The organism is Neptuniibacter sp. QD72_48 (genome assembly GCF_047778065.1).
Classification (GTDB): Bacteria; Pseudomonadota; Gammaproteobacteria; order Pseudomonadales; family Balneatricaceae; genus Neptuniibacter.
This window is the reverse complement of the sequence record NZ_CP180547.1, coordinates 34,640-57,068: the sequence shown is the minus strand read 5'-3', so window position 1 is coordinate 57,068 and position 22,429 is coordinate 34,640. Positions and strand designations below refer to the sequence as shown.

Here is a 22,429-nt window from a genome sequence, read left to right as displayed (position 1 = left end):
TTAGCTTTCCGACAGGAGAATTTCACACCTTTATCGACCAAAGACTCTGGTTAAGATTGATGCCCTAAAAAAACCTGTAGGCTGATCACACTCAAAGCAATTTTTGCAGTGCTGCTTTTTCCCGTAGCAGTTTCAATTCCATACGAAAAAGCTCAGCTTTTAAGTTGGGTAAGCGTTGCTCCATGTCCTTAAGGTCATCCAAAAGGCGCTGACGTTCACTACGACTTTTACCCTCTGCCACCAATTTAGTTTCTGTTTTGATAATCTGATCTTTAAGCTTCTTTTGTGCGGCTTTATTTTTACGAATATCAGCTTCCAGTGATTTAACCGCTTTTTCTTGCTGGTAAACCTCTCGTCCCTGTTGGTATTTAGCTATGAAAGCGCCCTCTAATTCAACCGGACAAACATAAGCATATGTGGCACCTTGGCGACCTAAACGATAGGCATTGTCAGGCTGACAATATCTTTTCAGTCCCTCGTTTCGCCCTTGAAGGTAATCCTCAAGATTTAGGCTCACTCGATATTCAGCGCAGGCAGATTGGTGTTCAGCCAGATAAGCTTCTGCTTTACCCTGTAAACCGTCTCTATAGCCAATTCCTTGCCAATCCCCTGTAAGACACTCTTCTTGGCTTAAACTGGCACAGCCTGGCAAAATCACAAACAACGATGCCAATATCAATGAACGCATAACAGACAAACCTTCGATGGAAATAAGCAAATTTAACTTACTCAAGCTGAACACAAAGCAGCTAATACTAAGTTAAAAGACCGGTACTAACTTGTAGCCTTGTGTCTGCCAACCGATCAGAGAGATAAAGCCGTCAGCGACGACATCAAGCTCTTGAGGGAGTTTGTCATTATCAACGTCAAACACATCTGTGGCGATGGCGCAGATTTCGATGCGGACATTTCGTGCTGCCAGAGCCTTGATACTCTGCTGAATCGAATCGAATGACTCTTCATATTCAAATGCTAATTCCGGCTTGGCCTCTTTACTTAAAAACTGCACGGTTGGACCAATGACCACGACGACAATCTCAGGCTCAACGCCCTGGCGTTTAAAACCATCATAAGTGCCCACAATTAAATCCATGTAGAACGCGGTGGTTTTGGCCGTTTTAAAGTCAATTAAAAACACGCCTTTGGCTTGTTCGATACCATTAAGCGCCGCTGCATCATTATATTTTTGCTCCGCATTGATACTGGTGATCGTAAAGAGCAATAAAAAGCTAACGAACTTTATTCCTTGTAAGCACTTATGCATAAGACCCTCTTTATTCCATCAATTCATGCAAAACAGTCTGCAAACAGTAACAAAAAAACCGGTGGTATCTCACCTCCGGTTTTCAATCAAAAAGAACTCTGATTTACGCGCCAACAGCTATTAACGGATAATCAGATCGGGCAACCAACGCTTAGTGCGGTCAATCTCATCACGCTCACCTTCATTCATAGGCGGTACGTTAAGATCATCCGGCGGTGAAGCCAGCACATTCAAATCTACAGCTTGCGCCTCACCTCGAATTTCATCGCCTTCAACTTTCATGTGATAGTAGATGCCGTTCCAGAAGTTCGCGCCAAACTCCTCTTTTTTCTTAAACATAAACAGCAAATCATGTGACAACCAACTTAAATCGTCTTGAGTGACCCTATTTGGTTGTTTATACGGATATGCAAGATGACACCACAATTCTGGGCCTTCTAGACATTTCATCTCTTTCATAGAGAGAAAATAATCACGAAATTTATCGTGATCCATATGGAGCTTGTAGTGGCTGCCGGACTCATCTGGCTTAAAGTGCACAGTCCCTACAACAATGGGCTGACCTTTTTTATCCACTAATAAGATATCTTTTTTGCCATCTAGTGGCGCAGCCTGCAAGCCCCCCGACATAAGCAAGAAACCAGCTGATAGCGTTACTAATCCTTTCCGAACTCGACCCAACATACTTACCTCCCCACCGGTAATGTTGATAAGCCTACGAATAATATCTGTACGCATTTGATGTCAGTTTTACTCGGAGGTTCCTTTTAATCTCAGTTTATTCAGCATCTACTAATTAACCATGGTACTTGGGTACTGATTTAACCCGCGTGTATAAATATTTAATAAATTAATTATGGTGTATGCCAAAACGAGCTGATGATTTTTTGTTCACAATTCAGTATGGATAAGGGTAGTATGCAAGGAAAGGTAAATTCGTCCGACATAGCAACCGAGCCTATCCTATTGTTAGGTATGGGCTACACTTACTCAGGGTAAGTCACACCCTCTTAGTAGTAGCAGGAAGATGCGATGACCAACACTTTACTTTTCGCCGCTGAAGAATCATCAGTTCCAGATAAAGGAATATCGCCTTGGAAAGTACTGATCGTAGATGATGAGGAGGGCGTGCATCGCGTTACTCGCCTCGTTCTAAAAAATGTAACCTTTGATAACCGCCCAATCGAATTACTTGAAGCTCAATCAGCAACGGAAGCCCGTGACCTCTGCAAAAAACATGGCACCGATATCGCCCTTGCATTAGTCGATGTTGTGATGGAAACCGATGATGCAGGCTTAAAGCTGGTTCGGACCATACGAGATGAGTTTGCAAACCATATGACACGTATCGTTTTGCGTACAGGTCAGCCAGGGCAAGCACCAGAAGAGCAGGTTATCCAAGAATACGATATCAATGACTACAAAGATAAAACTGAGTTAACAGGTACTAAGCTTAAAACCCTACTCTACTCTTCTTTGCGTTCTTATCGTGATATCAAAACCATAGACCGCCAACGCAAATCACTTGAAACCGTGATTCATGCCATGGGCCAAATTAACCAAGTTAACTCTCTCAGTAGATTAGCTTCAGCAATTCTAAATCAACTGATTTCACTACTGAATTTTGAACCCGATTCAATTTATTGCTGTACTCGACGCATTTATCGAGATACCACCCAATTTACTGTGCTAGCCGCCACGGGGGCATTAGAACCCTTAATGCATGAAGCTTCTGTCGAGAAAAATATTGAGTCTGCAATGACCCAATATCATGAAGATGAACTGCCAGAAGACTTACAAAAAGTTTTTAGCCAAGCCCTAAGAGAGAAAAGTTCTATTCATACCCTCGACGGCTATATCGCTTATCATTCAGGTAGTTCTGGTACTGAAAGCCTCCTCTACATTAAACACCACAATGATATTGATGAACACGCCAAACACTTGCTAGAAATATTCAGTGCAGATGTGATCGCGACTTACCACACCCTACTCCTGAAAGAGGAAATTCAGGATACCCAAGCGGAACTGATCTACATCTTAGGGGAGGCGGTTGAGAAACGCTCTAAGGAAACGGGCGGGCATGTTAAGCGTGTCGCAGAAATATCAGCTCTACTTGCGGAAGCTTACGGCACCAATCAGATGTTTGTGGAAAATATACGCTTGGCCTCACCTCTGCATGATCTTGGCAAGATAGCTATTCCAGATGCAATTCTAAACAAACCGGCCAAGCTCGATCCGGATGAGTGGAAAGTAATGCAGACTCATGCTGAGATTGGCGAAACTATGCTAAGTCATTCAGAAAGGCCTATATTTCAATTAGCTGCTCGCATTGCTGGCGCACACCATGAAAAATGGGATGGTACAGGCTATCCGAGAGGGCTGTCTGGAGATGAGATTCCACTCTCGGGCAGAATCACCGCTGTTGCTGATGTTTTCGACGCACTCAATAGCAAACGCTGTTACAAAGAGGATTGGCCTTTAGAAGAAACGCTCGCCCTGCTGGAGGAGCAAAGCGGCAAACAGTTCGATCCTCAGCTAATTACATTATTCCAAAAAAACTTGGATGCGATTTTGCAAATATGTGAACGCTTCCCTGATTAACGGATGATACCGAAGCTATGTTTGAAACCTCACCAAAGAAAGTTTCATCCAAGATAATCTCAGGCCGGCTGGGTAAGCGCTTTGCGGTTCTGATCATTGTATTTAGCTCATTTTTCACCCTTTTTAGCACCAGCTTGCAGCTTGCTCTGGACTACCATGCTGATATCAGTCGAATCGAGCAGCAATTCAACAATATACAAACATCCTACTTACAGGCGATCACTCTAAGTGTGTGGTCTTTAGATGATTCCCAGATAGAAACCCAATTGGTCGGACTGAGCCAACTGCCAGACATAGAGTACGTTTCTATATTGGTCGATGGCGAGACTAGTTGGGAACAAGGTAAACCCATTTCACGCGCCACCCGAACCATAGATCTTCCTCTTGAGTACAGTGCTCCAGGCATCAATACACAAAATATTGGACAGCTTCGAGTCACCGCCAGCATAGATAATGTTTACAACCGTTTGATCAGCAAAGCGGGGGTTATCCTGATTAGTAACGGTATTAAAACGTTCCTAGTAGCAGGTTTTATTCTGCTTGTTGTCTGGCTTCATATCACCCGTCACCTGCAAGCTATTTCTAGCTACTTACGCGATATGGACGTATTCACTCTTTCCAAGCCACTATCGCTAAATAAACGAAATCCACCAGAAAAATACGATGAAATCGATACTGTAGCAGTCAGCATTAACGAAATGAGAGATAGCATCTACAACTCATACCAAGAGCTCAACGAAAACAAGCTCCACTTACAGGAGTTAGTGGAACAGAGGGATGCGTTGCTAGAAACTGAACGTGAATATAAAGAGACACTGGAAGATAAAGTTAAAGAACGTACACAGCAGCTAGAAGATTCAATGACCGAACTTCGTTCCGCTCAAGATCTATTGGTAGAAACCGAGAAAATGGCCGCTTTGGGAAATATGGTGGCGGGCGTAGCCCATGAGATTAATACACCTATAGGGGTTTGCCGAACAGCAGCTAGTTTTCAGGGCGAACACAGTAAAGATATTCGAAAAAAACTCACTGAAGGTAAACTAACGCAGTCAGACTTAACTGACTTTTTAGATGGTATAGATGAATCCAGTACGCTCTTTGAAGCGAATATTATTAAAGCCAGCAAGCTTATCTCTAGCTTTAAATTAATCGCGACCGATCAAAGTTTCGATGCTAAACAGCAATTCAATCTTAAAACCTACCTTGAGTCATCGATTCAAACCATCTATCCGCAATACAAACATCAGAATGTGAACTTCCATATAGATATGCCTGAGGACATAAACTTAAACAGCTATCCTGGCGCGCTTCACCATATATTGAGCAATCTAATCAATAACTCGACCATACATGGGTTTGAAGGCAAAGAGGGCGGCAACATTAAAGTTCGCGCTTATGCAGATGAACATAATGCCATGCTGGAATACCACGATGATGGTCGTGGTTTATCGTTAGAAGAGAGCAAAAAGCTTTTCGAGCCATTTTTCACCACTAAAAGAGGTAAAGGTGGCAGCGGTTTAGGCATGTCGATTGTGTTTAATATTGTCTCACAGCAATTAGGCGGAAGAATCGAACTTATAAATGCTGATCAGCCGGGCTTCCACATCCGCGTGACCATGCCTCTAGAAGCTAAGGAGCACAGTTCCACTGAACAGCTAGCCTAAGCAGAATTAGGACTGAGCTAACTCAGTTCTTGCAGAAGGTCAGAACTCCAGGTTACGGATTTGGTGTAACAATCTGCCACGAAATGAAATTCTTCCCCTTTGGGTAATAGGCCCCAATCTGCCTTGATATAGGCTTCGGTTTGAGCGAGCAGTTTACCTAATGGATTATTTCCGCCTAATACCGCGCGCTTCACTTCAACTTGAACTGGTAACTGCTCCAACAGTTCAGGTAGTGGGATACCTAGAACAGCATCTATCCCTGAGAGAAGCCCCGTCATAAAAGCGGTGCCAGAGTCCACATGGTTATGCCTTGCTGTCATCAACTGGCACATCTTCGCTTTGATCAATAACAGCCCGATCAACTCGCTTGGTACCTGTTTGTTATGGCAAAGCGCAAACAACAGCACCCACTTTTTCAGTTCAAGTAAACCGATATTAATTACCGCTTCAGATATGCTAGCAATGGTTCGACGACCACCAAGAGCAGCGGAGTTCACCAATTTTAATAAACTAGCAACGAGTTCTGGATCACGCTGTATGATCTGTTCGATTGAATCAACTGTGGCATCAGGACTATTCACTTCCCCAATTAACTGAAACATAACTAACTCATTACGTGCTAGCTTTCTTCCACTAACTAGCTGCGGTTCAGCAAAAAACCAACCCATAAACAGATCAATACCGGCTGATTTACAACGTTCATACTGCTCAAAGTCGGCAACATTATCTGCTAGTAATTTAAGACCTCGTTGCTGCTTGAGCTTGAGGGTGTGCTCCGCAAGAGAGTCACCACTATATTGCTGGCAATCTAACCGTATAATGTGAGCAAATTGATATAGGGTTGTATCAAACTCTATAGGCATAGAGATCCGGTAACCCTGATCAGCTAAATTCTTAAGAATCTCTTCTAGGTTAGGGACTGATAGCGCATCAGAGGTCAAATCAAATACTAAAGATTCGACAGGTAATTCAGGAAATTGTGCGTCATATAACCAAGAGGCATCCACCTTTACCCATGCAGGAAGGCACTTTACATGGCCATGATCCAATAGATTGCTAAATGCATTAACAACGATCTCTGCGGTATTAGAGCCACGGTTCCCGGCATCAGGTTGCTCGTAAGCAGATACCAATTGGTAAGCATAAGTATTTAATTGGGCATCAAAAATAGGTTGCCTAGAAAAAAGTACCGGCTGATTCATCTCTTACCTATATACAAAAAGTAGCTCTACCATTCTAATCCCATGCCAGAATAAGCTAAATACCTAAACCTATTGATCCTAAGCAACAGCTATAGGATTTTCCCTACAATTTATAATGAAAATACTCTTAGCGCCTTGCGCTCCACCATTTCTGAGCAAATACTAAACATTAGTTAATCAAAAACCTTCGATCATCACTGTATTAGTCTTTTGAGGCCAACATGAATGGATTCATCAAGGTGGGAATCGCCTTAGCCATCGCAGTTGTTGCTATCTTATTCGTCGGATATCAATCAACTGACTCACAAATTTTAACTAAAGAATCACTGCCTTCGGTAAAGATTGCAGTCTCAACTACCCCTTTATCTGCACCCTTTTATATTGCAGAAAAAAAAGGCTTCTTTACTGCTGAAGGAATCAATGCCGAACTGGTTCCACTCGCTGGTGGCACCAAGTGCTTTTCAGCACTGCTAAATAACGAGGTAGATCTAGCAACTTCTTCCAACTCAGTCATTATGTTCAATGGCTTTAAATATGATCACTTTACTGTGTTCAGTAGCTTTGTTGAGTCAGACAATGACATCAAATTAATGAGCCTATCAGGTAGTGGAATCTCCACGGCTCAGGATCTAATAGGCAAGACAGTAGGCATTGTTAAAGGCAGTGCCAGTGAGTATTTTCTACATACTTGGCTCACCCTATCTGGCGTAGACCCCAATCAAGTATCGACCAAGCACTACAGCGTAGTAGACCTCCCCAAGGCGCTCAGTTTAGGAGAAGTCTCAGCCATATCCGTTTGGGAGCCTTACGCATTTACCTCTGCGTCTAACAGAAACAACCCTGCTCGCCCTTTAGATACAAAAGGACTTTATAACCTCAGTTTTAATTTGGTGGGATTAAAAGGCGATACCGACAACATAGCCAATGAACAGAAGATATTAGCGGCCTTAAATAAAGCAGTGCACTACATTGCAGAGCATCCAGAGGAATCTCAGATGATTCTTAGAGAAAAGCTGAAATTGAGTCAGGCCTTTATTGACTGGATCTGGCAGGACTACCTATTCAAGCTGTCATTGAATCAATCGCAAGTAAGCTCAATCGAGCAGCAAGCACGTTGGGCTATTGAATCAAAATTAGTTATCAGTGAGGCAACTCCTGACTTTATCCAATTTTTTGATGCAACAGCATTACAAAAGATAGATCCACACGCATCTTCATTGTAAGTCAGAGGATAACTATTTAAACAATGACTATAAGAACTAGGCTTATTATATTAACGCTACTCACTATCCTACTCTGTTTAAGCATGCTTCTTGGTTTAGGTTGGATGGATGCTCACAGAGCATCACTGTTTCAGCGTATAGATGCCATCTCACGTATCCAAGTCGAAACTAACGCCCTACGCAGCCAATTTCGACTGCATGAACGCTATAAAGACCTTGAATCTATCGAGAGAGGCTTTCGTATTCAAAGGCAATTACAGACGTATTTAGATGAGTTAGAGCCTTTTGGACAGGATGAACAAACCTATATTCAAAGTTTACGCCACCAAAATGAGAGCATTAATTCACTCTACAAGCGCATGACCCATGTACATGGGTCTCCTACACTATCGCGCAACCAATTAAACAGTCATAACTATCTACTTGATCGGTTGGATACAACCCTATTGAGCATGAGTGAAGAAAGCTTTCGCCTTGAACACCGCGCTCTGGCCAATGCACAGCAGTACATCCAAGAAAAAGCTGCAATTATTCAGTCCGTACTACTGAGCCTATCCATATTAATTGCAATTGCTACTTTCCTCACTCTACGTCTATTCCGCCGCCGATTAGAACAGATCGAAGCTGGGATTCAGGAACTTGCTCAAGGCAATACTCGCTGTCGTATTGAAGCAGAACATAGCGATGAAATTGGAAGCCTTGCCGCCCACTTTAATGAGATGACTGAACAACTCCAACATAGCACGGTTTCTATCGACCAATTGCAGACTGAAGTTTATAAACGCACCTCTGAATTAGAAAAACAAAAGCATACGTTAAAACGCTTAGCAGAGCAGGATAGCCTTACTGGTCTTTCCAACCGATCCTTATTTATGCGCAACTTGAGCCAAACTATCCAGCGCTGTCGAGATAATCAAAACTTGGCGGCCATATTTTTTATCGACCTGGATAAATTCAAACACATCAATGACTCTCTAGGTCATAGCACCGGTGATGCTGTTCTAGTTGAGATGGCTAGCCGCTTTAATAAAACCCTGCGCCGTTCCGATCTTTTAGCAAGAATCGGAGGAGATGAATTTACCGTCATTATCGACCAACTCTATCAACTAGATGACGCAGCAGAACTTGCCCGTAAATTAATTGCCTGCTTAGAAACTCCTTATGAATACGATGGGCACACTCTATATCTGAATGCCAGTATAGGTATTAGTGTCTACCCGAATGATGGTACAGAAGCGATTGCACTGATGAAAAATGCTGACACCGCCATGTACCAAGCCAAACAAGCAGGAGGAAATTGCTTTAATTTTTACAATAAAGGCATGAATCAACATGCGCTGACTTGGCTGGAGTTAGAAGGCGACCTAAGAGAAGCACTTAAACTCAAACAGTTATCAGTCTACTACCAGCCTCAATTTGATATTTCATCCCATAAGCTGGTCGGTATCGAAGCTTTAGCTAGATGGCATCATCCAAAACAAGGTTTAATCACACCCGACAAGTTTATTCCGTTAGCTGAGGAGAAAGGGCTGATTCAACAGTTAGGCACGCAGGTACTAGAGCAAGCTTGCCAACAGGTAAAAACCTGGTTGGATCAAGGCGCAACGGAGCTATTACTGGCTGTTAATATTTCAGCGAAACAATTAGAACACCAACAACTTCCGCAACAGGTACAAAGTGTACTCAAAAAAACAGATTTCCCGCCTCAGCTACTCGAATTGGAGATCACCGAAAGCTGCATACTTAATGACCCTGAAGAGGCGATTCAGCAACTAAATCAACTAAAGCGCTACGGATTACGTTTAGCTTTGGATGATTTCGGTACCGGTTACTCATCACTCTCCTATTTGAAACGTTTGCCCCTAACCAAGTTAAAAATCGATAAATCGTTTATTGATGGTCTAGATGAAGAACCTGATGACTATGCTATTTGCCAAGCAATAATCGCTTTGGGAAACAGCCTGAAATTAACAGTCATTGCCGAAGGTGTCGAACAACAAGATCAAGTAGATATATTAAAAACAGAAGGCTGTAATCAGGTACAAGGTTATCTTTTTGGCAAGCCAATGGAAGCCAAAGAATTTGAACAGCGATATTTAGGCTTAAAACAGAAACACGAAGTAGAAGAACATTAGCCTAGACTGATGCAAACGGGGAGGCTCAAACTCCCACACTAGTGATAGCACTAACACCTGAAGGTAACGTAGCTAACGATTCCACTACATTCGCTCAAAGGGCGGTGAATTATATAAACCACATGCTAGAGAGTGAATACAAAACAACATCATATTTGATCTGAATAAAAAGAATACTAAACACTGAAAATTTTGCATTTTAGGCTATTGGGCCTTACATAAAAGGAAAGTATTATCAGCGGACTAGATATACCAACACCTCTAGGCTTTATCGTAGACCTTTGAATTATGACTCGTAAAAAACGCCAAATAACTGTACCGCCAGAAAAAGCCGTAGTTTTGATCGTCGATGATATGCAATCAATGCGCATGATTACTCGAACCACACTTAAAGAGATGGGGTTTCGTAAGTTTGTTGAAAGCCCAAACGGACAAGAAGCGTTAAAACGCTTAAAACTGATGAATATTGATCTGGTGATTTGTGACTGGGATATGCCAGAGATGAACGGCATAGAGTTACTGCGCCAAATCAGAGCAGATCAGCGTCTTAGGAAAGTATCTTTTGTAATGCTGACCGCCCATGCCGAAGCCGATTTAATCCATGAAAGTATTACGGTCGGGGTTGATGGGTATTTGGTTAAACCCTATCAACCCTCGACGCTGTGTGCCCGTATTAACGATCTACTCGAGCACCCTGTAGACATCTCTTACGCTTAACGCAGACAGGTTTCCATATTGTTCGCAAGCTGCTTCAGGAAGCCTGTATATCCCTGTTCAGAAGTAATATCGATCGCAAGAGGATCTAGCTTACCCAGTTTCACTGGCTGCTTAGCCACAATTCGCTGAATTACCTTCGCTTCGAACTGCGGCTCAGTGAAGATACAGCCTACTTGATCTTCCTTAAGCATGGTTTGAATCGCTTGTAACTTTTTCGCACCCGGCGCACGAGCAGGATCAACCGTGAAGTAGCCACGCTGATTCATATCATAATGTTCAACAAAGGGAGCAAAGGCATCATGGAATACGATAAAACCTTTCTCTCTGACAGTCGCTAACTGAGCCTGAATCGCACGATCCGTAGCCAAAATATCTGCCGCAAATTGTTGGTAATTGCTGTTTAATTGCTCCGCCTGTTCTGGGTGAAGCTTCACGAGGGCTTTTTTAATCTCTGCCGCAGCCTTCAGCATTTTTACCGGGTCCATCCAAACGTGAGGATCGACAGCATGGTTGTGATGATCATGTTCATCATGACCGTGGTGCTCATGATGATCGTGATGCCCCTCTCCTGAACCCTCTAAAAGCTGCACGGTTGGAACTTTGGAACGTTCTAGTGCTTTGCTTAAAAACTGCTCCATATCGGGGCCAACCCAAACCGCTAGATCAGCAGTGTTTAGCTTGCGTAAATCAGAGGGTTTTAGAGAGTAATGATGTGGTGAGCTGCCCGCAGGGATCAGGGAATCAACCTCCCCTAATTCACCTACCACACCTTCAACAACTAGCTGCAATGGCTTAACGCTCGCTACCACCTGAATCGGTTGATCAGCAGTCGCTGTACTCGCAGCAAAAAGTGTTAAAAAAAGTAGAGTAATATTTTTCATCTTTCGCAATACATCTCTGAAGATTAAGGGTTACAATATAACACAAACTTATAGGGTAAGAATGCTATGGCACATACTGATCTAGCCTTTCATCCTGAACATGATCACCACGGATGTATAGAACAAGCATTGGAAGATGCACGCTCACTTTGTAACGAGCGTAACCTGCGTTTTACGCCTATTCGCGAGCTGGTTTTAAAAACTATCTGGCAGAGTCATAAACCGCTTGGTGCCTACGAACTTCTACCCGAACTAGCCGCTGCTGGCTTTAATTCAGCGCCTCCTACAGTTTATCGAGCGCTAGAGTTCTTACAGGAACAAGGCTTAGTCCACCGTATCGCTTTACTGAACGCTTATATCGGTTGTCCTCACCCAAGTGATCATCATGAAGGCTCCTTTCTGATCTGTCGTGTATGCAATAACGCAGTAGAGATTGATACGCGAAAGGTGAGCCAAGATATCCAGAAACAAGCAGATAGCTTAGGTTTTAAACCCGAGAAACAATCGATTGAAGTACTGGGTGTCTGCCCAAGTTGCCAACAGAGTGCAGCCTAGTGAGTCCCTCGCCACATACACATGAGCCGCTGATCAAACTCGAAAATATCAACCTTTCCTTTGGTCAAAAGCACGTATTGCAAGATATTAACGCCGAGCTTCACCGTGGCTGTATCACCACACTGATCGGCCCAAATGGAGCGGGTAAGACAACCCTAGTCCGTGTAGTGCTCGGCCTACTCAAAGCTGATAGTGGCAGTTTGTGGCAAGAAGATGGCCTGCGCATCGGCTACATGCCACAGAAGTTACAGATCGATAACACGTTCCCCCTGACTGTTGATCGTTTCCTGCGAACAACTCAGTGTAAAGATCCAATAAAAATCGTGGCCGCGCTGACTGATGTAGGTGCTGAGAAACTACTTAAGCAGGCTGTACACAATCTGTCAGGCGGTGAGATGCAGCGCGTTTTACTTGCCCGTGCCCTACTCCGCGATCCTCATCTGCTGGTGTTAGATGAACCTGTACAAGGGGTCGATATTAACGGTCAGTTAGAACTGTATAACTTGATTGCGCGCATCCGTGATGAACGTGGTTGTGGTGTTTTAATGGTTAGTCACGACCTTCATCTTGTGATGGCAGCAACAGATCATGTGGTTTGTATCAACCATCATGTTTGCTGCTCTGGTCACCCAGAACATGTCACCAATGACCCATCATTTACCGAGCTATTTGGCATACAAGGTAGCGAGCAGTTAGCCGTTTATAGCCACCACCATAACCATCGCCACGATGATCATGGCGATATTATCTCTGATCATGATTGTAAGGGCGGTTGTTAATGCCTGATTTCCTCTTATATGCCCTGCTAGGCGGTATTGGTGTTGCGGTTATTGCCGGTCCACTAGGTTCGTTTGTAGTGTGGCGTCGCATGGCATATTTTGGTGACACACTCGCTCACTCCGCTCTACTTGGAGTTTCTGTCGGCTTTATGCTGCAAGTAAACCTCAACCTAGCCGTGATCTTCTGCTGTGTCGCCCTCGCCCTTATTTTGGTCGCGATGCAAAGGCAACGGATGGTAGCTACAGATACTCTATTGGGCATCATGGCTCATAGTTCGCTCTCTTTAGGCTTAGTTGCCGTCTCTCTGCTAGAGATTCGGGTAGATCTGATGTCCTATCTGTTTGGTGATCTACTCGCTGTCGGCGTCGAAGATCTCTATTGGATCTACGGGGGCGGCCTCCTCGCGTTGGTACTGTTAAAACTCCTCTGGCAACCACTCTTGGCGATCACCATCAATGAAGAGCTGGCCCATGTTGAAGGGGTAAATGTTGCCTGGACACGCTTAGCCTTGATGCTATTAATTGCTGTCATAATCGCAGTAGCAATGAAGATTGTAGGCTTACTACTAATAACGTCTCTGCTAATTATTCCTGCAGCTGCCGCAAGGCGTTTAGCCCAAAGCCCTGAGCAGATGGCCATCGGTGCCGCTATCGTCGGTAGTTTGTCAGTAGGTGGTGGTTTAGGGCTGTCATGGCATTTCGATACACCCGCCGGCCCATCAGTTGTGGTGATCTCTCTTCTGATTTTTGTTCTGCTTTACGCACTGCCACTACGCCGAGCGGCATAGCGACACATTCTAGGAGTGTTAATCAGCGCTTCCATAAAGCGTTAATTAACGCACCTGCCAGAATCAAACAGCCGCCGATAATGGTCCACAAAGTAGGAATCTCTTCAAAAAAGATCACACCCAGAATTGCAGAGAAGATCACCTGAACATAAGCATAAGCACTCGCCTTGCCTGCCTCTTCTGCTGCCATCGCTTTAGTTAATCCAATCTGCCCAACTTGAGTAAATATCCCCACTAACAGCAAAAGTAACAGCGCTTCCATTCCAGGCACAACAAAGTCACCACCCAACAGCAGTAACGAGGTTGGTAACGCCACCAGCGGGAAATAAAAGATAATGACGGAGCTATCTTCCGTTTGACTCAGTTTACGTACGATCACATAAGCGATCGCACTCCCTAAAGCCCCCGCTAACGCAGCGAACAGGCTTAACATCGGTAAACCAATTAATCCCGCTTCACCCGGTCGCATCATCACAATCACCCCGACAAAACTGAGCAACATACAAAGCATCGTCGCTTGCTTGATCCGCTCTCCCAGAAACAGCAACGCTAAGACCGCAGTAAATGCTGGATAGGTGTACTGCAATACCGTTGCATCAGCTAATGAGAGGGTCGTGACAGAGTAATAAACGCAAACTAGAGCCAAAGCACCCACAACACCCCTCGCCAGCAGGAGCGGCTTATGCTGCCCCCAGATAGAGATGCGTTTACGTTTAACATCTAAGTAACTTAAACCTAAGGACACCAGAGCCCTAGCAGCCACTATTTCCAAAACCGGAATGCCATAACCCGACACCGCTTTAACGCAGGCGGCCATCAAGGCAAAACCAAGCGCGGATAGCAGCATATAGCGAATAGCGATGGGCACGGCAGTTATAGACATGATTCAGGGACTTTAAACCGAAAGTGATAAGTGCGGGATCATACCAGATAAGCCCTCGCAAACGAGATCATTGTCAATCTGACCGGGTATGCAGGCATCTGATTACTAGACTAAGAGGTTCAAAAAAATAGGGGCTTAATAGCCCCTATTTTGTTGTTAGTGGTCTTTGTGCTTAGCACCGGGGTTCACCGTAAACATCAGAGGCTGTGCACCTTCCTCAATTTCAGGCTTATTCTCACGATTAACGCGTGTTTCCAGCTCTTCCACTGCGGTATCTGGCTGACCATCCAAACGCATGGAATCTTCGTAATCACAACGCACGCACTCTTTATACTCGCGCTCTTCATCACGGTAAGTACGAATACAATCCATCTCGCCGCATCGTGGGCAAACAGCACCCGCTATAAATCGTTTAATAACTGTCATTTTAATTACTCGGTAATTCCACTGTGGCGAAGCAGGGCATCAACTTGCGGTTCTCGACCGCGGAACGCTACAAACAGCTCCATAGGCTCGCGAGAACCGCCCATCTCTAGGATGTTCCTACGGAAATCTGCGCCAGTATCTGTATTGAAGATGCCATCTTCTTCAAAACGAGAGAATGCATCTGCCGATAGCACCTCTGCCCATTTATAACTGTAGTAACCCGCAGAATAACCACCCGCAAAAATATGGCTAAAGCTATGCTGGAAGCGGTTAAACGCAGGCGGGGTAATCACTGCCACCTGACTACGTACTTTATTCAACACCTCTTGAACAACCGTTTCTCCCGGCTGGTAGTCACGGTGTAGAAGGAAATCGAATAGAGAGAACTCCAACTGGCGTACCATCATCATGCCTGACTGGAAGTTACGTGCCGCCAGCATCTTATCCAACAACTCTTGCGGTAGGGTTTCGCCTGTCTGGTAGTGACCTGAGATTAACGCCAGCGCTTCTGGCTCATAGCACCAGTTCTCTAGGAACTGACTTGGCAGCTCAACCGCATCCCAAGCTACACCATTAATACCACTTACGTCAGCCGTTTCAATTTGGGTCAGCATGTGATGCAGACCATGGCCAAACTCATGGAATAGGGTGGTTACTTCATTGTGATTCAGAAGGGCAGGATCATCACCTACTGGAGAGCTGAAGTTACATACCAAATAAGCCACTGGTAGCTGCAGAGAACCATCATCTAGACGACGACGCACACGGCAATCATCCATCCAAGCGCCGCCACGTTTCTTTTCACGGGCATACAGATCCATAAAGAAGCGAGCGATCACTTCACCATTGCGGCTAATTTCAAATAGGCGCGCATCATCATGCCAACGGTCGAACTCTTCGACTTCACGCATTTCGATATCAAACAGTTTACCGGTAACCGCAAATAGACCTTCCAATACTTTTGGAAGAGGGAAGTAGGGGCGGATCTGCTCTTCAGAAATAGAGTATTTCGCCTGCTTCAGTTTCTCGCCGTAGTAAGCTAGATCCCAAGCTTGCAGGTCTTCTGCGCCAAATTCAGCTTTCGCAAACTCGCACAGTTGCTCAAAATCCTGTTTAGCTACGGGTAGGCTTTTCTCAGCAAGATCCTTTAAGAACTGCACAACCTGATCGGTATTTTCAGCCATCTTGGTCGCTAACGAATAATCAGCGTAGTTACCAAAGCCGAGCAACTGTGCCAGCTCTAAACGTAGCTCTAATAACTGAGAGATAACCTCTGTATTATCCCATTTACCTTCGCCCGGTCCCTGATCAGATGCGCGGGTAGAGAAGGCTGTGTATATCTCTTTACGCAGTTCACGATCATCCGCATAGGTGATCGTTGCGAGGTAAGAAGGGAAGTCCAGTGTCACCAACCAACCCTCTTGCTCTTTCGCTGCAGCCATCTGCTTCGCTGCCGCTAACGCCATAGGCGGAAGGCCCGCAAGATCAGACTCTGAGGTCAGTAGTTTGCTCCAGTCATCGCTGGCATCCATGACGTTTTCAGAAAACTTAGTCGTCAGCTCAGACAGCTTCTGTTGCAGCTCAGCGTAACGCTGCTGTTCTTCTGGATTCAGAGCGATACCAGATAGACGGAAATCACGTAGAGTATTGTTGACTACTTTCTGCTGCGCTTCACTTAACTGAGTAAATTGCTCACTTTCAGCAAGCTGATTAAATGCTTGGTAGAGACCTTGATGCTGACCCATCTCTGTCCAGTATTGGGACAGTTTAGGCAAGCACGCATTGTAGGCATCACGTAGCTCATCACTGTTCACCACCGAATTCATGTGCGAAACAGGCGACCAGGCTTTAGCTAAACGGTCATTCATCTCTTCAAGAGGGGCAACTAGAGAATCCCAGCTAGGTACAGACAGTTCTTGTAGAATACGTTCAACCGTTGCTCTGCTGTCTGCCAGCAATTGATCGATTGCGGCTTCGATTTGATCAGGTTTGATCTGACTAAATGCTGGTAACAACTGTGGTTCAAGCATTGGGTTACTCATATAAAGCTAGCTCCATCGGCGAGATATCGTTCCTAATACATGGGACTAAATCTTAATTTTTCAATTCCCCTAAGCTATTTCATAATAGATACTTCCCAATTTCTAGCGAGCAATAATTATGAATGTACGTACTTATCAAGGCTTCACTCCCAAACTAGGAGAGCGAGTTTTTGTTGATCCTAGCGCGGTTGTACTTGGAGATGTCGAGATTGGTGACGATTGCTCGATCTGGCCACTCACCGTAATCCGTGGTGATATGCACCGTATTCGTATTGGCGCACGCACCAGCGTGCAAGACGGTTCAGTCCTACATATCACCCATGCAGGCCCCTATAACCCAGATGGTTTCCCATTGATCATTGGCGATGACGTCACCATTGGCCATCAAGCGATGCTACATGGCTGCACCATTGGTAGCCGAGTTTTAGTGGGCATGGGTGCAATGGTTATGGATGGCGCGGTAGTTGAAGATGAAGTGATTATCGGCGCGGGCTCCCTAGTGCCACCAGGTAAAAAACTAGAAAGCGGCTACCTTTACGTTGGCCGTCCTGCAAAACAACAGCGAGAACTCACAGAAAAAGAGCGCTCTTTCTTCAGTTATACTGCTGGAAACTATGTGAAACTTAAGGATAAGCACCTTGAAGAAGATTACGCAGGCTAACAGTCTGATCCTAGCCACGCTGCTTGTAAGCGGTTGTGGCTATAATATCCAGAGTTCCCCTACTACTTGGGTTAACTCCTATGAGGTAGAGGTCTCTGATACGGAGGAGGGGAAACGCTATTCCCTTTGTAAAAGTTTTGGTTGCGATCGAAGATCTTCAATACAGTTTTATACTGATGAGCTAGACCAAGTTCGTCAGCACTTCTCACCACCAGCAGTTACAGCAGAGGAAGAGCGCTTAAGGATCGCTACAGGTATCGGTCTGTTTGAAAGAATCACCGGCCCAAAACTACGCACTTTTGGTGATCAAGCAGCTAATAACACCTCCTTTATCAGTCGTTCAAATCAATTGGATTGTGTTGCTGAGAGCCTCAATACAACGCGTTACCTTTTAATCTTACAGCAGATGAACCTCTTACATTTCCACCGACCAGGCGGAAATGTTCACCGTGGCCCCTTCACGTTAAATGCGCCCCATAACAGCGCTACTATCGTTCAACTAGATACTCAGCAAGCCTTTGCTGTGGACTCTTGGTTTGGTGCTAACGCTGAACCCGCTTGGATTACGCCTGTGGATAACTGGCTAACCGGCGCTGACCCTGATGAATAATTACTGGTTATAATTCAACCACCAGTTGATAATAATTATCAATACCATTAGTATCGCCCACCAATACCTTACATTCTTTACATTTTGAGCTTTATTTTCAGCAGGTTAAGCGCCTGTGGATATCTATTTGGCCCAGAAAGTAAACTGCCAATTTCTGAACCGATTAAGAACATTTTAAAAACTACGACGTCTTATTTGCTGAGATAAGTGAATCGCTTGTAGCAAACAAGGCTGTTAACAACTTAATAGAAGGGAACAACATGAAAAAGACCACGATCGCCACGCTGGTTGCTGCAGCTATGACATCAGCAACACCTGCGTTTGCTACCGATGTTGCTAAAGAGTTAGCAGCAATGAAAGCACGCATTGCTCAACTGGAAGCACAGCTTGCTACTCAGCAAGCAACAACACAAAAGCTAGAACAAAAAACTGAAGCTCAAGCTGCTACTCCATCAAACGGTGGCTTTGCTGAGAACGTTAGCGTAGGCGGCGAAGTAACCTTGCTAGCACAGCAAGTTGAGACTGATGGCGAAAACAGCGTTGGTGATGTTTTAGTTGATACTTTCGAACTTGAAATCGCTGCTGATATTAACGAAAACGTTAAAGTTTCTACGCTAATCGAATACCTATCTGCAGACGAAAAACTGGACCTTGCTGAAGCATACGTAGTGATTGGCTCTGAAGATAACCCTCTAAGCTTCACGCTGGGTAAAGCGGCTCACCCTCTACTGGTAGGTGATTCTGCAGCATTTACAGACCCAATTGCATTCGACATTTTCGATGCAAAAGAGGGTCTAGCGATGCTCAGCTACCAACATGAGATGATTCAGCTAGATACCTACGTGCTTAACAACTCTGCAGAAGGTAACGAAGGTTTAGATACGTTTGGTATTAATTTAGGCACTACATTCAGTAATGGTGTTTCTCTTGGAGCAGGCTATGTGACGGATGTTGCCAATACCGCAGGTCCTTTTTCTGAGCTAGGCGGTCTAACTGAGAAAATCGATGCATGGCGCGTAAATGCATTGGTAGAAGCGAATGACTTGGCGTTGTTTGCTGAGTATATCCAGCTAGGTAAATCTAACTTGGCTGGCGAGCCAAGCTTCCTACATTTAGGTGCAGGCTACGGAACACAGATCCTAGGCGCGGACGGTACGCTTTTCCTAGGTTACAGCGAATCTGATGAAGCTGAAGATATCGATGATGCTGCAGGTATCGACTACGAACTACCTGAAAAGCGCGTAGCGCTGGGTGTAACGCGTTCTCTAGGTGAAAATGCTGAAGTGACTGCGGAATATGTTCGCGAAGAAGCTTACAGCGACACAGATAGCGATATCCTAAATGTTGCAGTAACAACGACTTTCTAAGCTAGGCTTAGCTAGTTGTTAAAATGTGACTGACCAACGCTGAATCCCCCTTCAATCATCAGCGCTGGTCGTCACAATACTCTGTACAGACAGATATTCTGTAAACATTACTGTTAATGATATCTGTTATCACTTTGGCAGGGAACGCTCCTAAGGAATTAAATCCTTTAGAAGGAGCTTTTCCAAACCTTATTTGTTCGACTTAGCGTCTAGCTTAGCCGAAGAAATTTCCCGTAAACGCTTAACCACTTGAGCATTAATACTACGTTGCGTAAACGTACCATCGGCCTTGCGTTTACCCGGCTTCTTACCCATTAAAATCTCTAAGCAATCATCCACATGACCAACCGCATGGACAGAGAATAACCCCTCCTTAACAGCCTCGACAACCTCTTCTTTGAGCATCAGATTGCGCACATTGGCTTTAGGGATAATAACCCCTTGCTCGCCGGTAAGACCCCGCGTTTTACAGAGGTGAAAGAAGCCCTCTATTTTCTCGTTTACACCGCCAATCGCCTGTACTTCGCCATACTGGTTGATAGATCCTGTAGTCGCAAAGCTCTGACTAATCGGTATATGGGTCAACGCTGACAATAGGGTACAGACCTCTGCTAGCGAGGCGCTATCTCCATCAACGTAACCGTAAGATTGCTCCAAAGCGATGCTAGCAGAGATCGCCAATGGGAAGTCCTGAGCATATTGATGACCTAAGAAGCCCGATAGGATTAAAACGCCTTTTGAATGGATTGGCTGACCTAAGGCCACCTCGCGTTCGATATCAACGATTCCGCGATTACCAGGATGCACCGTTGCAGTAATACGCGCAGGCGTACCAAAAGCAACATCACCCACTTGGAGCACAGTTAGACCATTGGTTTTACCGACGGCTTCACCTTGGGTGTCGATCAACACCGTTTGATTCAGAATGTCTTCTTCGATCTTTTCAGACATACGAGAAGTGCGACGTTCTTTCGCACTCAGCGCCATCTCGACATGATCTGCATTGATAAGTTCATCTTCCTCTTTAATGCGCTTAAAATCAGCTTCACATAACAGATCAACCAACTCACCAATATGAGCCGACAGCAACTCCTGATCTTCTGCCTGACGGGAGCTATGCTCAACTAAACGCGCCACCGCTCGACGCGTTAAGGGGGCTAAGCCCTCCTCATCGGCTAACGTTTTCATCAAACGCGCATAATGCCTAATCGATTGAGGCGTTCTTTTTACATCCTCATCAAAGTCCACCACGACTCGAAACATTTTTTCAAAGTCATGATCGAGTTCTTGTAGCAAATAGTAGATATTGCGCGCCCCTATCAAGACGATTTTCACTGATAGTGGCACCGCCTGAGGGGTTAGGGTTATCGTGCTTATACCCGCGTATTCACTTGCAGGACTTTCAATTCGAATCTCGTCGGATTTAAGCGCACGTTTTAGCGCCCCATAAACAAAGGGCTGCTCCAGTAGTTTCTCCGCTTCCAATACCAAATAGCCGCCATTCGCTCGATGTAAAGCACCAGATCGGATAAGCTTGTAGGTAGTGGATAAAGCCCCCATTTCGGACGTGTACTCTACACGCCCAAACAAATTTTCATAGCTAGGGTGCGCTTCGTATACAACCGGGGCACCTTTCACCTTATCGTTATCTACAAGCAGGTTAACGCCGTAATTGCTCTCTAAATAAGCACGGCGACTAGCATCAGTAAGTGGTTCGATTAGCTTTTCATCGCCGACAATTTCAGCACAGTTTTTAACTAGCGACGTTTCCATCTCTGACAGATAGTCAGTCGCCGCCGCAATATTGGCGTACTTATCTTTCAAAGGTTGGAAAAGCGGGGAGATCGACTGCCGTGTGGTATCACGATCAAGATTTTTCAGTTTTTCAGCTGCCTCACGTCGCCACTGAGGTAGGCCTGTTAGCGCTTCGTTTAACTTATCTTCCAGATCAGAGATAGCTTTAGTAAAGCCATCACGAATCTCTTCAGGTAACTGCGAAAAGACCGCCTCATCCATCGCTTGCCCTTCGGCAACCGGAGTAAAGCCGATACTGCCCGCATCACGGTAAACCGCAATGCTGTGCTCACGCGCTTCGCGCTCAACACCTTCTATTGCCTGATCATAATAACGATTAAGTTCACGTTCGATCTTACTCTTCTTACGCTGGTAAGAAGGGCTTTCAAAGGCTGCTGGCATCTCTGACAACACCGCTTCGATGATATTTTTAATATCACGCTTAAACTGCTGAGCCTTGCCAGCAGGGAAGGGGATCGCTAAAGGATTACGATTATCTTTTAGATTGTTTAGATACACCCAATCGCCCGGCTTTTTCTCTTTTTTCGCCGTGGTTTTGAGGTTCTCCATCGCAAAGGAGAAACGTCCGGTATGAGGATTACCCATCACAAACAAGTTATAGCCTGGACGGCGCATGCCGATACCAAAATCCATCGCCTCAATGGCACGGGTTTGGCCAAAGAAACCAGAAAAAGGCTCAAGCGTAGACGTGTTTTTGAAAGGTAGTAATTCAGGATCGCAGCGAAAATATAGCTGCTCAGTAGATAGTCGGGTTTCCGTTACCATAAGGTACTCCCGCAGCAGACTGAAAAGTTAACACTATGTAGTGTTCGTATT

Annotated in this window: 20 protein-coding genes; 11 read left to right on the top strand and 9 right to left on the bottom strand. The window is 44.9% G+C overall.

What is annotated here, in order from left to right; genetic code table 11:
- Positions 1-91: 91 nt before the first annotated feature.
- From ACMXYX_RS00265 to ACMXYX_RS00255, 3 genes are all read right to left on the bottom strand, one after another.
- Complete coding sequence (locus tag ACMXYX_RS00265) at positions 92-688, bottom strand: DUF2799 domain-containing protein (protein ID WP_415906357.1); 597 nt, start codon at positions 686-688, stop codon at positions 92-94.
- Positions 689-760: 72 nt separating this feature from the next.
- Positions 761-1,264: a DsrE family protein gene (locus tag ACMXYX_RS00260; protein ID WP_415883007.1), complete on the bottom strand. Its 504-nt coding sequence runs from the start codon at positions 1,262-1,264 to the stop codon at positions 761-763.
- A gap of 120 nt (positions 1,265-1,384) precedes the next feature.
- Entirely contained in the window at positions 1,385-2,002 is a 618-nt protein-coding gene (locus ACMXYX_RS00255; protein WP_415883006.1) for a hypothetical protein, read from the bottom strand.
- Positions 2,003-2,296: 294 nt separating this feature from the next.
- On the opposite strand from ACMXYX_RS00255, the gene ACMXYX_RS00250 reads away from it, so the two are divergent.
- Positions 2,297-3,865 (top strand): DUF3369 domain-containing protein, encoded by a 1,569-nt coding sequence (locus ACMXYX_RS00250; protein WP_415883005.1) that lies wholly within the window; start codon positions 2,297-2,299, stop codon positions 3,863-3,865.
- A 17-nt stretch (positions 3,866-3,882) separates the two neighbouring features.
- Positions 3,883-5,529 carry an ATP-binding protein gene (locus ACMXYX_RS00245; RefSeq protein ID WP_415906356.1) on the top strand — a complete coding sequence of 549 codons (1,647 nt, stop codon included), beginning with the start codon at positions 3,883-3,885 and terminating at the stop codon, positions 5,527-5,529.
- Between the two features lie 17 nt (positions 5,530-5,546).
- On the opposite strand, the gene ACMXYX_RS00240 is transcribed toward ACMXYX_RS00245, so the two are convergent.
- Positions 5,547-6,731, bottom strand: a complete 1,185-nt coding sequence (locus ACMXYX_RS00240) for an EAL and HDOD domain-containing protein (protein ID WP_415906355.1) — start codon at positions 6,729-6,731, stop codon at positions 5,547-5,549.
- A 221-nt stretch (positions 6,732-6,952) separates the two neighbouring features.
- Here ACMXYX_RS00240 and ACMXYX_RS00235 point away from each other — a divergent pair, with 221 nt between their 5' ends.
- The 3 genes from ACMXYX_RS00235 to ACMXYX_RS00225 all read left to right on the top strand — a co-directional run bounded on the left by ACMXYX_RS00235 (position 6,953) and on the right by ACMXYX_RS00225 (position 10,806).
- The gene (locus ACMXYX_RS00235; RefSeq protein ID WP_415883002.1) at positions 6,953-7,954 is read left to right on the top strand and encodes an ABC transporter substrate-binding protein; all 1,002 of its coding nucleotides are present in this window, start codon (positions 6,953-6,955) and stop codon (positions 7,952-7,954) included.
- 104 nt (positions 7,955-8,058) lie between these two features.
- Complete coding sequence (locus tag ACMXYX_RS00230) at positions 8,059-10,089, top strand: putative bifunctional diguanylate cyclase/phosphodiesterase (RefSeq protein ID WP_415897240.1); 2,031 nt, start codon at positions 8,059-8,061, stop codon at positions 10,087-10,089.
- A 288-nt stretch (positions 10,090-10,377) separates the two neighbouring features.
- Positions 10,378-10,806 (top strand): response regulator, encoded by a 429-nt coding sequence (locus ACMXYX_RS00225; RefSeq protein WP_415883000.1) that lies wholly within the window; start codon positions 10,378-10,380, stop codon positions 10,804-10,806.
- Here ACMXYX_RS00225 and ACMXYX_RS00220 read toward each other — a convergent pair.
- Positions 10,803-11,687: a zinc ABC transporter substrate-binding protein gene (locus tag ACMXYX_RS00220; protein ID WP_415897239.1), complete on the bottom strand. Its 885-nt coding sequence runs from the start codon at positions 11,685-11,687 to the stop codon at positions 10,803-10,805. The genes ACMXYX_RS00225 and ACMXYX_RS00220 overlap by 4 nt on opposite strands.
- A 66-nt stretch (positions 11,688-11,753) precedes the next feature.
- On the opposite strand from ACMXYX_RS00220, the gene ACMXYX_RS00215 reads away from it, so the two are divergent.
- Genes ACMXYX_RS00215 through znuB form a run of 3 tightly spaced genes read left to right on the top strand, consistent with a single transcriptional unit; the run spans position 11,754 to position 13,809 of the window.
- Complete coding sequence (locus tag ACMXYX_RS00215; protein WP_415882998.1) at positions 11,754-12,242, top strand: Fur family transcriptional regulator; 489 nt, start codon at positions 11,754-11,756, stop codon at positions 12,240-12,242.
- Positions 12,242-13,021, top strand: a complete 780-nt coding sequence (znuC, locus tag ACMXYX_RS00210) for a zinc ABC transporter ATP-binding protein ZnuC (protein WP_415882997.1) — start codon at positions 12,242-12,244, stop codon at positions 13,019-13,021. Before ACMXYX_RS00215 ends, znuC begins: the two co-directional genes overlap by 1 nt.
- Positions 13,021-13,809, top strand: coding sequence for a zinc ABC transporter permease subunit ZnuB (znuB, locus tag ACMXYX_RS00205; RefSeq protein WP_415882996.1), 789 nt, complete (start codon positions 13,021-13,023; stop codon positions 13,807-13,809). The genes znuC and znuB overlap by 1 nt, the downstream gene beginning before the upstream one ends.
- 22 nt (positions 13,810-13,831) lie before the next feature.
- Here znuB and ACMXYX_RS00200 read toward each other — a convergent pair whose 3' ends face one another.
- The 3 genes from ACMXYX_RS00200 to prlC form a co-directional block, all read right to left on the bottom strand.
- Positions 13,832-14,692: a DMT family transporter gene (locus tag ACMXYX_RS00200; RefSeq protein ID WP_415906354.1), complete on the bottom strand. Its 861-nt coding sequence runs from the start codon at positions 14,690-14,692 to the stop codon at positions 13,832-13,834.
- Between the two features lie 156 nt (positions 14,693-14,848).
- Positions 14,849-15,118, bottom strand: coding sequence for a YheV family putative zinc ribbon protein (locus ACMXYX_RS00195; protein WP_415882994.1), 270 nt, complete (start codon positions 15,116-15,118; stop codon positions 14,849-14,851).
- 5 nt (positions 15,119-15,123) lie between these two features.
- Positions 15,124-17,160: an oligopeptidase A gene (gene prlC, locus ACMXYX_RS00190; RefSeq protein ID WP_415906353.1), complete on the bottom strand. Its 2,037-nt coding sequence runs from the start codon at positions 17,158-17,160 to the stop codon at positions 15,124-15,126.
- 118 nt (positions 17,161-17,278) lie between these two features.
- Here prlC and ACMXYX_RS00185 point away from each other — a divergent pair, with 118 nt between their 5' ends.
- The 3 genes from ACMXYX_RS00185 (at position 17,279) to ACMXYX_RS00175 (ending at position 19,798) form a co-directional block, all read left to right on the top strand.
- Complete coding sequence (locus ACMXYX_RS00185; protein WP_415882992.1) at positions 17,279-17,821, top strand: gamma carbonic anhydrase family protein; 543 nt, start codon at positions 17,279-17,281, stop codon at positions 17,819-17,821.
- Positions 17,799-18,431, top strand: coding sequence for a hypothetical protein (locus ACMXYX_RS00180; protein ID WP_415882991.1), 633 nt, complete (start codon positions 17,799-17,801; stop codon positions 18,429-18,431). Before ACMXYX_RS00185 ends, ACMXYX_RS00180 begins: the two co-directional genes overlap by 23 nt.
- 260 nt (positions 18,432-18,691) lie before the next feature.
- Positions 18,692-19,798, top strand: coding sequence for an LbtU family siderophore porin (locus ACMXYX_RS00175; protein WP_415882990.1), 1,107 nt, complete (start codon positions 18,692-18,694; stop codon positions 19,796-19,798).
- Between the two features lie 189 nt (positions 19,799-19,987).
- Here the strand turns inward: ACMXYX_RS00175 and ACMXYX_RS00170 are convergent, their stop codons facing one another.
- A complete protein-coding gene (locus ACMXYX_RS00170; RefSeq protein WP_415906352.1) occupies positions 19,988-22,378 on the bottom strand; it encodes a Lon protease family protein in 2,391 nt (796 codons plus the stop codon).
- Positions 22,379-22,429 lie beyond the last annotated feature (51 nt).